Source organism: Rudaea sp., from assembly GCF_036383415.1.
Classification (GTDB): domain Bacteria; phylum Pseudomonadota; class Gammaproteobacteria; order Xanthomonadales; family Rhodanobacteraceae; genus Rudaea.
Window position 1 is genome coordinate 1 of the sequence record NZ_DASVOK010000236.1, and the last position, 15,614, is coordinate 15,614.

A 15,614-nucleotide genomic window follows, 5' to 3' on the forward strand; every position below is an offset into this window, starting at 1 on the left:
TGCCGAGGCGCTGAAGAGCGTCAAGCTCGCCTCGGGCGAGACGGTCGAGGAAGCCCGCGCCGCGCTGATCGCCAAGGTCGGCGAGAACGTGCAGGTGCGCCGCCTCGTGCGCATCGACAGCGCGAACAACGTCGGCGCCTATCTGCACGGCGGCCGCATCGGCGTGCTCGCCGAGGTCAAGGGCGGTGACGCCGACTTCGCGCGTGGCGTGGCGATGCACGTCGCCGCGATGAACCCGCCGTACAACAAGGCCGCCGACGTACCGGCCGACTTCGTCGCCAAGGAAAAGGAAATCGAACTGGCCAAGATGAGCGAGAAGGACAAGGCCAAGCCGGCCGAGATCCTCGAGAAGATCATCGGCGGCAAGATCGCCAAGATCGTCAACGAGAATACGCTCTACGGCCAGGCCTATGTGCTCGACACCGACAAGAGCGTCGAAGCCGCGGCCAAGGCCGCCGGCGCCGACGTCGTCAGCTTCAAGCGCCTCGCCGTCGGTGAAGGCATCGAGAAGGTCGTCGAGGACTACGCGGCCGAAGTGGCGAAGGCCATGCAGGTCTGAGAGACCCCGCTTCGAAGAAAAACAAGAAAAGCCCGCAGGCGACTGCGGGTTTTTTTGTGACCACCATCCATGGCGCTCACCCTACGGACCATCGCTGACGCGATGTCAAAAATCGCTCCCGGCGATTTTTTGTGCGCCACGATATACTTGCAACTCACGACGAGATCCGCTCATGCCCGCCGAGACGAAATACAAACGCATCCTGTTGAAACTCTCCGGCGAAGCGTTGATGGGCGAAGCCGACTACGGCATCGACCCGAAGGTGATCTACCGCCTCGCGCGTGAGACGATCGAAGTCGAGCGCGCCGGCGTACAGGTCGGCTTGGTGATCGGCGGTGGCAACATCTTCCGCGGTGAAGGCCTCGCCGCGGCCGGCATGGATCGCGTCACCGGCGACCACATGGGCATGCTCGCCACCGTGATCAACGCGCTCGCGATGCAGGACGCGATCGAGAGATCAGGCGGCGAAGCACGCGTGATGAGCGCGATCAAGATCAACGAGGTCTGCGAGGACTTCATCCGCCGCCGCGCGATCCGCCACCTCGAGAAAGGCCGCATCACGATCTTCGCCGCCGGCACCGGCAACCCGTTCTTCACCACCGATTCGGCCGCCGCGCTGCGCGCGATCGAGATCGGCGCCGACCTCGTGCTCAAAGCGACCAAGGTCGACGGCGTCTACACCGCCGACCCGAAGAAGGACGCGAGCGCGACGCGCTACGAGCGCCTGAGCTACGACCAGGTGATCGAACGCAAGCTCGCGGTGATGGACACGGCCGCCATCGCCCTGTGCCGCGACAACAAGCTGCCGCTGCGCATCTACGACATGGGCCGCGAGGGCAACCTCATGCGCATCATGCGCGGCGAAGCCGTCGGCACGCTGGTCGACACCGGCAAGTAAACCCACCCGTTCGTCGCTCCCCCACGCGCATGCGCAAGGCATGCGCGTATGTCTGCGTGCGCGCTTTTTCTTCGCGTTTCGGCGCCACTGCCTGTAATCGCGCACGCCGATTCCCGCAATGAATGGTCGAAGGCAAAAACTTCGGCCAGCGCACGATGCGAGGGCCCAAGCGTCAGGGAACGGATGCGGTCAAGGGAAGGACCGCATCCGTGTTTCGGAACGTTTTCGTCCATCCATCACATCGAGGAACCGTCATGAAAACTCGTCTACTCACTATCGCAATCGCGCTTTCCGCAGTCGCCGGCATCGTCCACGCGGAACAGCAATCGCCCCTTCCGTCGGTCGTCGTGCATTCCGAACGTTCGTCCGCCAAGGCTCCGCGCAGTGGCTACACGCTCGACTGCACGCCGCCCAACTCCGCCGTCGAGTGCGCGGCCTTCCACAAGGAAATCCGTCGCAACTTCACGATGGGCGAAATCAGCATGATCTTCGGCGCCGCGACGAGCTCCCTGCAGTACCGCACTTCGTACGACAAGGTCACGCGCCGCTACGACGCGTTCGCGCGCTCCTACGACGAACAGCATCTGACCGCGTTTGCGTCGAAATGATCGGCATGCCCGATTCCATGTTGTCCAAAGTTCGCCCCGCCCCGCGCGGGGCTGCTTTTACCCGGACCGCTCCACCGGCGTGCGCGTGAATCGCCCGCATGCGAACAGCTCATCCGCGAATCGTTTGTGGCAAACTGTCACCGCGCCAGTTCAGGGGGGACGTGTCGATGGCCCGGTTCGATACGACGCATTGGAGCGTGGTGCTGCGCACGCGCGGTGAACAGGCCGAGGCGCGCGTGGCGCTGGAGTCGCTTTGCCGCACCTACCGCCCGCCCGTGCTCGCCTACATCCGCGCCCGCGGCCATGCGCCGGACGTCGCCGAGGACCTCGCCCAGGGCTTCTTCACCCGCTTCATCGAGCGCGCCATGCATGCACAGGCCGATCCGGCGCGCGGTCGCTTCCGTTCCTTCCTGCTGACTGCACTCAAGCATTTTCTCGACGACGAAGGCGATCGCCAGCGTGCGCTCAAGCGCGGCGGTGCGGTCCGTCACGCCGCGCTCGACGACCTCGACACGGGCGATCCGCTCGGCGACACGCAACAGCCGACCACACCCGAGCAGGTGTTCGAACGCAGTTGGGCGCAAGCCGTGCTGCATGCCGCCATTCGCCGCCTGCGCGCGGAGACGACAGAGGCCGGCAAACAGAATCTGTTCGATGCGCTCAGCGAGTTCCTGATCGAACGCCCGAGCGAAGACGACTACGCGCGCCTCGCCGCGACGCTGCAGATGAAGCGCGGCACCCTCGCCGTCGCCGTGCATCGCCTGCGTGCCCGCCTGCAAGCCTGCGTGCGCGAGGAACTGGCGGAGACGACCGACGACCTTGTCTCGCTCGACCACGAAGTCGATCACATGCACAAGACGATGCCCGGGCTGCTCGCGCCCGAATAACGTCGTCCGGATCGCGCAAGCCAGCGGCTGCAGCGACCTCGGCCAGACACGGCGCTCCGCGTTGCGCGCGCCGCGCTCCGATCCCGATCATTTACCAGCGGAATGCGCTGCCCGAAACCGGGCATCGCGCGTGACTTTCGTCGATCGACATGGCAACCCCGTCTCCGCATTCATGACAAGTTCCGCAAGCAACCTCCGTCGCGGAAAATAATCCACTATTGAATTTATAAACTTTTCCACATTTTTACTTGTCTACTCGATTTGTGCAGACGGAGCTCGCGCACCGGGTGTAATGACTGCCACGTCTTGCCGTAATACATCGGTGACGGCAATGGTCTCGCACGATTCTCCGCAGCGGCCGTCGGTTTCGAAAGGTGGATGCAACAGAGATGCGACATCCGCCTTCCTGCCAACTCCCAATCATCCACGAGGAAACTGCCGTGAAAGCCAGCCTGCACATCGTCATCGCCAGTCTGCTGTTCGCCTTCGCCGCCGCCAACGCGGCCGACCCGCAGCAGCCGTTGAACCAAGTCAACGTGCATTCCGCCAAGCCAGACGCCCTGGCGGCGGCGCCGAAACTCACGCTCGACTGCGCGCCGCCGAATTCCGCACAGCAATGCGCCGCGTTCCATTCCGAGATTCGCCGCCACTTCAACAGCCGCGAGATCGGCATGCTGTTCGGCGCGGCGACTGCTTATCCGGAGTATCGAACGTCCTATTCGTTCGTGAAATCGCGCTACGACAATTTCACCCGCGAATACGATACGCGCAATCTGACCGCCTTCGCCGGGCACTGAACCCCGGACGCGGAATCGCCTGCTGCGCGCCGGCGTGGCGGGCGGATTTACACCATCGACAACCGGCCGGCGCGTCTTGCGCCGGTCTCGCCCAGGCCGATGCGTCAGTCCGGCTTTCTTTCGAATACGCTCGCCGACTTTCGGCCGATTTGTGGCAGACTGTCGCCAATGCAGCCGCGGCGGGGAGCGGCGTATGGCGCGATTCGAGACTGCTCGCTGGAACGCAGTGCCGGGCGCACGCTTGGCGAACGGCTGCCGTCTTCGCGTGCGCGAAGAGCCGATTCCTGCCCCGCTCCACCCCGGGATTCATAGCCGAGAATGCGCGATCTGCGCGCCGCCCCGGGCGGCGCACTGCTTCGAGATCGCTGGGCGCAACGCCTGCGTGAGCACCCAGCGGATTCGCCGCGAACCAGGCACGCGGATGTCCATGCACTTTCTTCGGTTTGGCCAGGCCACGGGCAGGCGCTCGGCGTTTCCGCGCCGGAGCATGGCGGCCTGCGGCTGCCAGCAAGCGATCGCGCTGTAATCGGAAACGGCAAATACCGTATTGGGGAAAAACGCATCGGGGAGTCGCCACGCCATGATGTCCGCTCCGAGTCATCGCATCGACCGTTTCGCCACCACACGCTGGTCGGTGGTCATGCACACCGCAGCCACGGCTTCCGTCGACGCACGCACCGCGCTTGCCGAACTCGCGCAGCGCTACTGGTATCCGGTCTATGCGTATGCGCGTTGCTGCGGCCACACACCGGCGATCGCCGAGGACATCACTCGCAGCTTCCTCGATCATTTGATGCGCGATTTCCGCGACGGCAACGCCAGCGCCGAACGCGGCCAGTTCCGTCGCTACCTGCGCGAACGCCTGGACGCTTTCCTCGGCGGCGACTGGCGCGAGATCGTCGACATCCACGGCGACGGGGGACCCGTGCCTCCGGCAGACCTGGAGGAACGTTATCTGCAGGATCTGCCCGATGCCGGATCGACCACACCCGCGGAGGCCTATGAGCGCAGCTTTGCGCTGGAAGTCATCGCGCGCGCATTGCGCCGCTTGCGCTCGGAGGCGCAGCGCACGGGCCATTCCGCGATGTACGCCGCGCTCGAACCGTTTCTCGCGCGCGAACCCGCGTCGGGGCAACTCGACGCGACGGCGCAATCGCTGACCTCGCGCCCGCTCGCGCTGGTCGTCGCGCTCAAGCGCCTGCGCCAGCGCCTGCGCGAACTGGTCGGCGAAGAACTGGCCGACACGGTCAGCTCGCGCGATGAGCTTCTAGCCGAGCAAACCGCCCTGCATGCGATCCTGACCCGGAGAGGCAGTGCGTCATGAACGCGCTGCGCGAGGACGTCGGCGGCAATCCACTTGCCAGCCAGTACGACTGCCGCGCAGCACTGGCCGACCTGGTATTCGCCTACTCCAGCACAGACGGCTCCGACTCGACCCGGCCGCGACCACTCGCCCTGCTGCCCAACGCCGCGCTCGAACTGGATCTCACCGATCCCGAACAACGCGAATTCGGCGACTACGAACTGCTCGAACTCATCGGCGAAGGCGGCATGGGCGTGGTCTACCGCGCCTACCAGAAAACCCTCGACCGCGAAGTCGCGGTCAAGCTCCTTGCCGCCGGCCCCTGGGCATCCAAACCCTACGTCGAGCGCTTCCGCCGCGAGGCGCAGAACGCTGCGCGCATGCAACATCCAAACATCGTCGCGATCTACGAGGTTGCCAGCGCCGAAGAGTTGCACTTCTTCAGCATGCGCCTGGTGCGCGGGCCGAGCCTCGCCGTCGTACTCAAGCGCGACGGGCCGCTGCCACCACGCAAGGCCGCGAGTCTGATGCGCACGATCGCCGAGGCGGTCGACTACGCCCACCGCCTCGGCGTGCTCCACCTCGACCTCAAGCCCGGCAATGTGCTGATCGACGAAACCGGCACCGCGCATGTCGCCGACTTCGGCCTCGCACGCCGGCTCGATCCGGCCGACGGCGCGGGCATCGAAGCCGACACGGACGAAATTTCCGGCACGCCGAGCTACATGGCGCCGGAGCAGGCGAACATGCGGAAGCTCTCGCCGGCAGCCGACGTCTGGGGGCTCGGTGCGATCCTCTACGAACTCCTCACCGGCCGGCCGCCGTTCCTCGGTGACACGCCGAAGGACACGCTCCAACTCGTGCGCGAAGCCACGCTCGCACCGCCGCGTGAACTCGCGCCGGCGATTCCGCGCGATCTGCAAGCGATCGCGCTCAAATGCCTGACGCGCGATGCCAGGCAGCGCTACGCCGGCGCGCGCGACCTGGTCGACGACCTGAGCCGTTTCCTCGAAGGCCGCGCCGTGCGCGCGCGGCCGCTCAATCTGGCCCAGCGCACGTTGCGCTGGGCTCGACGTGAACCGTACGTCGCCGCGTTCGCGGCGCTGTTCGCCGTTTCTCTGCTTGTCGGCTTGATCGGCATCGCCTGGCAATGGCGCCAGGCGCGCGCGAATGCCGCACTCGCGCAAAGCAACGCCGACCTCGCGCAGAACACGCTGTGGGCGTCGCGCACTGCCGATGCACAACGACTGATCGCCGAGGGCGACGCCTACAAGGCCCTTGTCGGCACCGTCACCAACCTGCGCGAAATGGAGGCGAAGGGGGCGCACGAGCAGGCCGCATTGCAGCGGTTGCGCATCGGCACGGTGCTCGCGAATGCGCCGCAGTTGATCGATACGATCGGATTGGATCTCGGATCGAAACCAAACGAGATCGCCAACCTCGCCCTGGCGCCGGACGGCAAAAGCTTCGCGGTTTCCACCGTCAACGAAACGGCCACCGAACGCAGCGTGTATCTGGTCGATGTCGCAAGCGGCTCCGTGCGCTGGAGCACCGGTACCAACGTCCAATCGCATGGCATGCTGGGAAGCCAGGACTACCTGGAACTGCGCTTCTCCGCAGACGGCCATCGTCTGATCGGTTCTCCTTTCGGTGACTTCGGCGCGGCGGCGCCGCTCCTGCGTCCGCGTTACATCGACAACGTGCTGATCGACGTCGACGCAGGACGTCGCGTCGAACCGCCGCCCGGATTCGCCGATTTTCTCGCCAACGACTTCGCGCCGGACGGCCGTTATGCCTTGCTCTTCGACAAACACGGCTACGTGCAGCGCTGGCGCACGCTGCCGTGGGCCGCAGCCGGCCAGCGCGTGAAGCTCGAAGGCAACATCAATCCCGATGACAGGTTCAGCGCGCTGCAAGGCGAAGCGTTGCTTGCCGAAGGCGGCGATCTCGCCGTCTTCACCAGCGATTCCAACCTGACCTTCCGTGTTTTCGACGCTGAAAGCCTGCGCGTCCGCCATGCCCTCAAGCTGACCCCCGCCCAAGGTCGCGCGACCGCGTGGATGCTCGCCCGCGACGGCCGGCGGCTCGCGATCGGCACGACGAGCGGACAGGTCGCGATCTGGAATCTCGACACCGGCGACGCCGCCTGGTTCCAGCCGCAGCTGACGGCGCGGATTTCGGTAGTGCGCTTCAGCAACGACGACAGCCGTCTTCTCGCCATATCCAGCGAGCCGAGCGAATTGCGTGTGTTCGATGCGCGCAGCGGCGAACTCGTCGGCACACCGGTTGCGCTCGGCCACGATTTGACGCCTGGCGGTCCGAACAACGGGGAATTCGGCCCCGATGCCGCCACGCTGCTGACCACGCGCTGGACCACGCATGCCACGCTCTGGCGCCTGCCGGAGCAGGGTTTTCCGCTGCAGGCACCAGCCACAATCGCGCCGCTGATGGTCGCCCAAGCGGCGCGCTTCGCCATTGCGACCGATGCGAGTTCGCGTCTCTTGGTCACGGACGACAACAACCTGATCAAGCTTTGGCGCGTGCAATGGTCACCGCTCATGGATCGCCGCGCGGCGCCGCTGGTCGCCGACACGCTGCGCTTCGACGGTCGCCATCTCGTCGCGGTCGACGCCGATCGTGTTCGTGTGTTCGACGCTGCGTCCGGCCGGTTCGAGGGCATGCCGATCGCGCTGCCGCAAGCGCCGACCTATGCCGGACTCGAGGCGGGCGGCGAGCGCGTCGTCACGATCACCGGCCGCCAGTTGGCTTGTCACGATCGGCGTAACGGGCAGCCTTGCTGGCCTGCGCTCACGCTGCCGGATTCGCCGTCACGCATCGGTACCGCAGCGCGCGCGTCCGTGCTCGCGGTTGCCACGGGCGCGAACGAGAGCGGCGCGTTTCTGGAGCATATCAAGCTGATCGATCTCGTCACCGGCCAGCAACGCGGCGCGGACATCGCGCTGCCGGGGCCACTGGCGGCCTTGCGCCTGTCCGACGACGGCAGACATCTCCTCACCTGGCACGACTCGCTGCTGAATGCCCAGCCGAAAGCAAGGAACCTTCTGTATGTGATCGATGCGAGCACAAACACGCAGCAGCCACCGCTCGTGCACGAGGATGCGCAGAGCATCATCGACGCTCGCTTTGCCGCCGACGACAGCATGTGGAGCCTCGCGGGACCAGATGTCGAAGGCAACGGGGCCGACCACACTTTCATTCGGCACTGGAGTGCGCAAGGAGATGTCCTGGCGAAGGTCTCGGCTGACGGAAGCGAGCTGTCGCTGCTGCCCGTCCCCGCGGATCGCGGTGTGATCGACACAACCGGACCGCGCTGGATCAGCGCAGGCGGCGCGGTGCGAAAACTGAATGGGCCGTATTGCGATGATCGGGTCAATGCCAGCGCGCTCAGCGCGGACGGCAAGCTGCTCGCGCTGGCGACGTTCGGCAGCGTCGTGCTTCTCGACCTCGCCAGCAACGAGACACTGGTGCCGAACTTCAAGCTGCCGCTGCCCAACCACGACGCTGTGCAGCAACTCGCCTTCGCGCCGGACAGCAAGCTGCTGGTCGGTCGCACGATTTCCGGACACTGGTTCCGCTGGCACCTGAAGACGGACACGCGAGCGCTGGCCGACATCGAACAGGATGTCCAACTGCGCGATTTGACCAATCGTGGCATGCGCGACTCGGTCAACAGCGGCGTGCTCAGCCAGGCTGAGCCCCTGCCACCACTGCCCGACGAACAGCGCAGGCTTCTGCGCAACGCCGATCCAGGGCCCGCGCCAGCCGACGACACGGCGACGGCTGCTGTCGCGACGGCTGTTGCGCCGATCCCCGCGGATGCGCGCTATCGCACGCTCGATCTCGATGCCATCGCCAACGTCGAACCGCGCGAACCGATGAACCGCGTCACCCGCGTGCCGCCGCTGCCGCAGAGCCTGCCGACGCTGCCACGCGGCCTGCAGCGCTACGACGGCGTCGATTTCCTGCTCGGCCGCGCCGTGCAATTGTCGGGCACGCCCAACAACCTGCTCGACGTTGAGTTTCCCGCGCGTTCAGCGCGACTCGACATCGGCACACAGCGCATCGACGCCGTCGATGCGCTGGTGCTCCAGTTCAAGTCCGTGCATGGAGAAGTCGGCAACATCGTGCTGCATTATGCCGACGGCGGCGAAGCCAGGCTGGCCATCGTCAACGGTCGCGACACGGTGCGCAATTGGGAAGACAAAGGCGATGCGACCACGCTGCGCATCGGCTGGCTCGCCGCGTTCTCCACGCAGATGCGCTACTACGGCATGGCCGCAAGCGGGGAGGAAACGATGGCACGCAGCTACGTCGCCCGCCTGGCCAATCCGCAACCGGCACGCGCGGTCAAGTCGATTTCGCTGCTCGCGCCGCCCGAGGCTTCGCCGGGATTGCTGTTCCTTGCGCTAACGCTCGAACCCGAACCGGCAGGACAACATCCATGATCCGTCGCTCGCAAGCGTCGTTCGCGGTTGTCGCATCGCTGCTGGGCATTTCCGGCGCCTTCGCGCAGACATCCCCTGCGGCGTCGGACGATACGGCGGCAAAGAGCGTAACGCCGACGGCGCAGCTCGAGCAGATCGAAGTCCTCGGCTCGCATATCCGCGGCGTCGATCTCGAAACCCAGCACCTGGTTCTCGTCCTCGATCGCGCCGATATCGAACGCACCGGCCTGACCAGCATTTCCGACGTCGTGCAGCAGATCGTCGACAACGGACAGACGCTGAACCGCCACATCAACAATAACGGCAACGGCGAGCTGACCGTCAACCTGCGCAGCCTCGGCGCGAACCGTACGCTGGTGCTGCTCAACGGCCAGCGCTTCGCCACCGACCTCAACGGCGCCGTGGACCTGTCGGCGATTCCGCTCGCGCTGGTCGAGCGTGTCGAGGTGCTGCTCGACTCGGCTTCGGCGATCTACGGATCGGATGCGATCGCCGGCGTCATCAACATCATCACGCGGCGCAACTTCGATGGCGCCGAATTGCGCGCCTACTACGCGCAGACCGATCACGACGACGGCATGCGCCACAGTTACGACGTCAGCTTCGGCCGCAAAGGCGACAACTGGAACGCCTCGCTCGGGCTCGAATACGATCGCGACGACCCGATCTTCGCCGGCAACCGCGCGATCTCGGCGGTGCCCGTGTTCGGCCTGCCGGCCAGCGTCATCGGATCGAGTACCACGCCGTATTCCTGGCTCGCACCGTGCGGCCGGCGCAGCTGCCTGATCCGACTGATCGACGGACACGCGGCCAACTCCCCCGACGATTTCCGGCCCGTCGACTTTACCGCCGACTTGTACAATTACGCGCCGATCAATTATCTCGAGACGCCACAGCAACGCCGCGCCGTGTTCGCGCAGACGCGCTACGAATTCGGCCCCGCGCTCGCGCTCAACGTCGATGCCCTGTTCAACCGGCGCGATTCGCGCCAACAACTGGCGCAGCCGACCGTGATCGTCAGCGCCCTCGACACGGGATTTCCCGATGCGATCGCGATCTCCGCGGACAATGTTTACAACCCGCTCGGCGAAACGATCTTGTCCGCCCGACGGCGGTTCGTCGAGGCCGGGCCACGCCATCTCGACGAGCGCGTCGACACCCGGCGCTATCACATGGGCCTGGACGGCAGCTTCGCATTCGCCGGTCGCGATTTCACCTGGCGCGCCGACGCCGTGCAAACCAAATCGGCCGAACGCGACTTCGCCGGTCCGTTTGCCGACGATCGCAGGCTCGCGCTCGCCCTCGGTCCGTCGTTCCGCGACGCTTCCGGCACGGCGCGTTGCGGCACGCCGGACGCGATCATCGCCGGCTGCGTGCCGCTCGATTTGTTCGGGCCGCCGGGATCGATCACGCCGGCGATGCTCGACTACGTCGGCGCCTTCGAGCATTACGGCTACGGCAGCCGCTCGCAACAGCTCGAGGCCAACCTTTCGACCACCCGCCTGTTCGAGATGCCGGCCGGCGACGCCGGCTTCGCGTTCGGCGTCGAACACCGGCGCGAAAGCGGCTACTACAACGCCGATCCGCTGGATGCCGGCGGCTACGCCAACGGCTTCGGCGCCGGGTCCACGTCGACCTCGGGCAGCTACACCGTCAGCGAGATCTACGCCGAATTCGACCTTCCGCTGCTGCGCGAACTGCCGTTCGCGAGCAAGCTCGACCTGATCGCCGGCACGCGCTATTCGCGCTACAGCAACTTCGGCGGCACGACCAACACGCAGTTCGGCCTGCGCTGGAAACCGGTCGACGCGATGCTGGTGCGCGCGAACTACGCGCAGGGCTTTCGCGCGCCCGACGTCAATGCGCTGTTCGCGGGTAATATCGCCTATGCCGTCGGCGCCGGATACGACGATCCCTGCGATACGGTCAATCGCGACCCGCCGTCGACGCCGGCGGTATTGGCGCGCTGCCGTGCGCTGGGCGCGCCGTCCCCGCTCGACACGTCCGCCGCGAATTCCAACGGCCTGTACTCGGGCAATCCGCATCTCAAACCGGAGATTTCGCGCGCGCGCGGCGTGGGCATCTTCTATACGCCGTCATGGCTCGAAGGCTTCGACCTGAGCCTGGACTGGTACGACATCCGCCTGCGCGACGCGATCAGCGATCCGGGCGACCAGGGCGTCATCTACGACTGCTATCTGTTCAACAACGACGCCGCCTGTACGCAGATCCACCGCGACCCGGCGGACGGCACCATCGCATTCGTCCACGACTATCCGGTCAACAAACCCGGCGGCCTGGAAACGGAAGGCTACGACATCATGCTCGCCTGGAAGCACGACACGCCGCTCGGCAGGATCAACGCGAAACTCAACGCGAACTATGTCGACTACTTCGGCGAGATCGGCAAACCGGCACCGGGCACGCAACTGGCCAACGGCGTGATCGCGGCGGGGAACCTCGTCGGCATCAATACCCAGACCGCCAGCGGCTTCTTCGGCGTCATCTGGCGTTGGCGGGCGCAAGCCACGCTCGGCTGGAACAAGGGCCCCTGGAGCGCATCGATCACCGGGCGCTACTTTTCGCACATCGACGAGGATTGCTCCATCGTGACGTTCACCGCCGAATTCGTAGGCAATCCGGCGCTCGACAGCCTGTGTTCGGCGCCCGACCAGACCATCGACGTGGGCAACGGCCAGGTGCCGAAGAACCGCGTCCCCAGCGTGACTTTCACCGATATCGAGTTCGGCTGGGATGCTCCCTGGCGTGCGCACGTCGCGTTGGGCGTGCGCAATGCGTTCGCCCGCACGCCGCCGGTTTCGTATTCCGCCTACGCGAATTCGTTCTTCCCCGACTACGACGTGCCGGGGCGTTTTTTCTACGCGAGTTATCGGCAGAAATTCTGAGTACATGAACGCGCAGCCCGCCAGCGCCTCGCCGCACGACGTTGCCGCCAATCCGCCGGCGGGCCTGCGCGTCGATACGATCGCGATCGCCGATCTCGTTTTCGGCTACTCCAGCACAGACGGCTCAGACTCGACCCGGCCGCGACCGCTCGCCCTGCTGCCCAACGCCGCGCTCGAACTGGATCTCACCGATCCCGAACAACGCGAATTCGGCGACTACGAACTGCTCGAACTCATCGGCGAGGGCGGCATGGGCGTGGTCTACCGCGCCTACCAGAAAACCCTCGACCGCGAAGTCGCGGTCAAGCTGCTCGCTGCCGGTCCGTGGGCATCGAAACCCTACGTCGAGCGCTTCCGCCGCGAGGCGCAGAACGCGGCGCGCATGCAGCACCCCAATATCGTCGCGATCTACGAGGTCGCCAGCGCCGAGGAACTGCACTTCTTCAGCATGCGCCTGGTACGCGGGCCGAGCCTCGCGGTCGTACTCAAGCGCGACGGGCCGCTGCCACCACGCAAGGCCGCGAGTCTGATGCGCACGATCGCCGAGGCCGTCGACTACGCACACCGCCTCGGCGTACTCCACCTCGACCTCAAGCCCGGCAACGTGCTCATAGACGAGACCGGCACCGCGCATGTCGCCGACTTCGGCCTCGCGCGCCGGCTCGATCCGATCGACGGCACTGGCATCGAAGCCGACGCGGAAGAAATTTCCGGCACGCCGAGCTACATGGCACCGGAACAGGCGAACATGCAGAAGCTCTCACCTGCGGCGGACGTCTGGGGACTCGGCGCGGTCCTCTACGAACTCCTCACCGGGCGGCCGCCGTTCCTCGGCGATACGCCGAAGGACACTCTGCGGCTCGTGCGCGAAACCCGCCCCGCGCCGCCGCGCCAACTCGCACCGGCAGCGCCGCGCGACCTCGAGGCGATCACGCTCGCCTGCCTGCAGCACGATCCTGCGCAGCGCTATCCCAGCGCCCGTGAACTCGCCGACGACCTGGGCCGCTTCATCGAGGGACGCGCGGTCAAAGCGCGGCCGCTCAACGCGGCGCAGCGCAGCCTGCGCTGGGCACGGCGCGAACAGCGCCTCGCCCTTGCCACGCTGCTCGCCTTTCTCGCGCTCGGCGTCGGCATGCTTGCGACAACGCAGCAATGGCAGCGCGCAGATGCCAATGCGCAACTCGCCGCACAAAATGCGGCGCTGGTCAGCGAGCGTTTGTGGCAGACGCGCATCGACCAGGCCGAAACCGCCCTGCGCGCCGGACACGCCTTCAACGCGCTGCCGAGTCTGGCGGCGAACATCGCCGAGCGCGAGCACGAAGGCAAAGATGCCTCGGTCGATCGCCTGCGTTATGCCAACGTGCTGCGCAGCGCGCCACAACTGATCGACGCGATCGGGACGAATGCGCCGCTGACCCATGCGGCGTTGAGCGACGACGGTCGGTTCGTCGCGACGACGACCAGCACGGGGCTCAAAGGCACCGTGCAGCTCTACGACCTCGCGACCGGCGTGCGCCGCTGGGAAACCGACACGTTCGACTCTCGGCGTCCCGAAAACTCGGTCACGCCCAGGAACCTGCACTTCACCGCGGATCGGCGATTTCTGATCGTCAGCACGGAATGGCTCGCCGCGGTCGCCGTACAGCCTTCGGGCGTGGCTGAATACCTGCTCGATGCGGGTACCGGACAAATCCTCCAGCCTCCCCAGGATCGCTATCCCAATCTCGATTACGCCACCTACAGCCCGGATGCCGAATACGCGCTGGTACATACGTTGAATGGCCGGCAAGCGCAGATCCTGCGCAGCTCCGACTGGACGGTCGTGTCTCCACTGGTACCACTCAAGGGATTCGACCCCAACTGGCTGGTCGCGCCGCACGGCGCCCATGTTGCAGCGACGAGGAACGGCTTTACCGACCTCGTGCTGCTCGACCCGCGCACCCTGCGCGAACGCCAGCATTTCGCGGCGCCGGAGACGCAGCGGCTGACCGCGTGGGCGTTCAGCCCCGACGCGCGCGAGTTGCTGATCGGTCGCAGCAACGGCAGTCTCGAACGCATCGCAATGGCGGACGGCAAACGCACGGCCGTGGTCCCCGCACCGCTCGGCCGCATCGGCCGCGTGGCCTACAGCGCGGACGGCCGCTGGTTCGGCGCGGTCGCCGAGTCCGGCGAGGTGATGGTGTGGGAGGCGACCGGCGCAACGTTGGTCGCACCCGTCGCGCGTTTCGAAGGACTGCCACCCGATTTCGGCGGCTATCGGCTCGAGCTCGATCCGGCCTCGCGCCTGGTGCTGGCGGCGCGCGGATCGCACAACGGCCTCTGGCGGCTGATCGCCCGCGACCAGCCGCCCAAGCAACTCGCAAGCGAACTGCCCGGCGGCCACAGCATCACCCTGGATGCGAAACGCGGGATTCTCGCTGGCGGCCGCCTTCCCGCCAGCCTGTATCTCTGGCGACTGCAGCCGGAAGCAATGCGCGCGTCGTCGCTCGCGCCTCTGCAGCAGAAAGAATTTCCTGCCGCAGATCGCATTGCCGGCGTCGACGGTGCGGCCGTGCAGATCGTGGCCAGCCGCGATGGCCGCGCGCAAGGCCCGCGCATCGCGCTGCCGCAGGCGCCGAGTTTCGCCACACTTACCGCGGACGGTGCGCGCACCGTCATCGTTGTGGGACATGAATTGCGCGTCCACGATGCGCAGTCCGGGCAACCGAGCATCACCCCACTGATGCTCGCGAACGATCCGCAACACGTGGTGATCGCACCCGACTCGCGACACCTGTTCGCAAGCTACGGCGACTACGCCGACTCGCGCTATGTCGAGATCGCACAGAGCTTCGACCTGGTCAGCGGCAAGGCGCTGTCCGCGCCGACGCCGCTGCCCGGTCAGATCGACGACGTGTTCTTTTCCGCCGACGGCGCAACAGTCGGCGTCGGGCGCTACGACGAAATCCGCCTGCTCAATGCCGACACGCTCACTCCGCGCTTTCCGCCCAAGGTGCTCGGCCAAGGCGCCAACGCGCTCCTCGATCATTACTACGAGCACGAACTCGATACAGTGGGTCCGCGCAACTTCGACGCGCCTGGACTCGGCAACGCGGCGATCTCCGCCGACGGGCGCTGGCTGGACGTCATACTCAACACCAATCCCGACACCGGCGAACTGCTCCGCCTCGACGCGCACAGCGGCGAGCAG

The 15,614-nt window shown here is 66.1% G+C and carries 10 protein-coding genes; 9 read left to right on the forward strand and 1 reads right to left on the reverse strand.

Going from position 1 to position 15,614, the window contains the following annotated elements:
- The 5 genes from tsf to VF497_RS09035 all read left to right on the forward strand — a co-directional run.
- Positions 1–559 (forward strand): translation elongation factor Ts (tsf, locus tag VF497_RS09015; protein WP_330887845.1); only part of this gene is annotated, 559 nt, incomplete at its 5' end.
- A gap of 172 nt (positions 560–731) precedes the next feature.
- Positions 732–1,457: a UMP kinase gene (pyrH, locus tag VF497_RS09020; protein WP_330887847.1), complete on the forward strand. Its 726-nt coding sequence runs from the start codon at positions 732–734 to the stop codon at positions 1,455–1,457.
- Positions 1,458–1,711: 254 nt separating this feature from the next.
- Positions 1,712–2,065 (forward strand): hypothetical protein, encoded by a 354-nt coding sequence (locus VF497_RS09025; RefSeq protein ID WP_330887849.1) that lies wholly within the window; start codon positions 1,712–1,714, stop codon positions 2,063–2,065.
- Positions 2,066–2,232: 167 nt separating this feature from the next.
- Positions 2,233–2,952 carry a hypothetical protein gene (locus VF497_RS09030; protein WP_330887852.1) on the forward strand — a complete coding sequence of 240 codons (720 nt, stop codon included), beginning with the start codon at positions 2,233–2,235 and terminating at the stop codon, positions 2,950–2,952.
- A gap of 440 nt (positions 2,953–3,392) precedes the next feature.
- Positions 3,393–3,749 (forward strand): hypothetical protein, encoded by a 357-nt coding sequence (locus VF497_RS09035; RefSeq protein ID WP_330887854.1) that lies wholly within the window; start codon positions 3,393–3,395, stop codon positions 3,747–3,749.
- A gap of 306 nt (positions 3,750–4,055) precedes the next feature.
- Here the strand turns inward: VF497_RS09035 and VF497_RS09040 are convergent, their stop codons facing one another.
- Entirely contained in the window at positions 4,056–4,331 is a 276-nt protein-coding gene (locus tag VF497_RS09040; RefSeq protein ID WP_330887856.1) for a hypothetical protein, read from the reverse strand.
- Here VF497_RS09040 and VF497_RS09045 point away from each other — a divergent pair.
- From VF497_RS09045 to VF497_RS09060, 4 genes are all read left to right on the forward strand, one after another.
- Positions 4,330–5,073: a hypothetical protein gene (locus tag VF497_RS09045; RefSeq protein ID WP_330887858.1), complete on the forward strand. Its 744-nt coding sequence runs from the start codon at positions 4,330–4,332 to the stop codon at positions 5,071–5,073. The two genes, VF497_RS09040 and VF497_RS09045, sit on opposite strands and share 2 nt — an antisense overlap.
- Positions 5,070–9,518 carry a WD40 repeat domain-containing serine/threonine protein kinase gene (locus VF497_RS09050; protein WP_330887860.1) on the forward strand — a complete coding sequence of 1,483 codons (4,449 nt, stop codon included), beginning with the start codon at positions 5,070–5,072 and terminating at the stop codon, positions 9,516–9,518. The genes VF497_RS09045 and VF497_RS09050 overlap by 4 nt, the downstream gene beginning before the upstream one ends.
- On the forward strand, positions 9,515–12,424 hold the full coding sequence (locus VF497_RS09055) for a TonB-dependent receptor plug domain-containing protein (RefSeq protein ID WP_330887862.1): 2,910 nt from the start codon (positions 9,515–9,517) through the stop codon (positions 12,422–12,424). Before VF497_RS09050 ends, VF497_RS09055 begins: the two co-directional genes overlap by 4 nt.
- A gap of 4 nt (positions 12,425–12,428) precedes the next feature.
- A partial coding sequence (locus VF497_RS09060; protein WP_330887864.1) for a serine/threonine-protein kinase occupies positions 12,429–15,614 on the forward strand: 3,186 nt, incomplete at its 3' end.

Excerpts from the sequence above, each read along its gene's own strand:
- pyrH (WP_330887847.1), top strand. The coding sequence starts at position 732 with ATGCCCGCCGAGACGAAATACAAACGCATCCTGTTGAAACTCTCCGGC.
- VF497_RS09025 (WP_330887849.1), top strand. The coding sequence starts at position 1,712 with ATGAAAACTCGTCTACTCACTATCGCAATCGCGCTTTCCGCAGTCGCC.
- VF497_RS09030 (WP_330887852.1), top strand. The coding sequence starts at position 2,233 with ATGGCCCGGTTCGATACGACGCATTGGAGCGTGGTGCTGCGCACGCGC.
- VF497_RS09045 (WP_330887858.1), top strand. The coding sequence starts at position 4,330 with ATGATGTCCGCTCCGAGTCATCGCATCGACCGTTTCGCCACCACACGC.
- VF497_RS09040 (WP_330887856.1), bottom strand. The coding sequence starts at position 4,331 with ATGGCGTGGCGACTCCCCGATGCGTTTTTCCCCAATACGGTATTTGCC.
- VF497_RS09050 (WP_330887860.1), top strand. The coding sequence starts at position 5,070 with ATGAACGCGCTGCGCGAGGACGTCGGCGGCAATCCACTTGCCAGCCAG.
- VF497_RS09055 (WP_330887862.1), top strand. The coding sequence starts at position 9,515 with ATGATCCGTCGCTCGCAAGCGTCGTTCGCGGTTGTCGCATCGCTGCTG.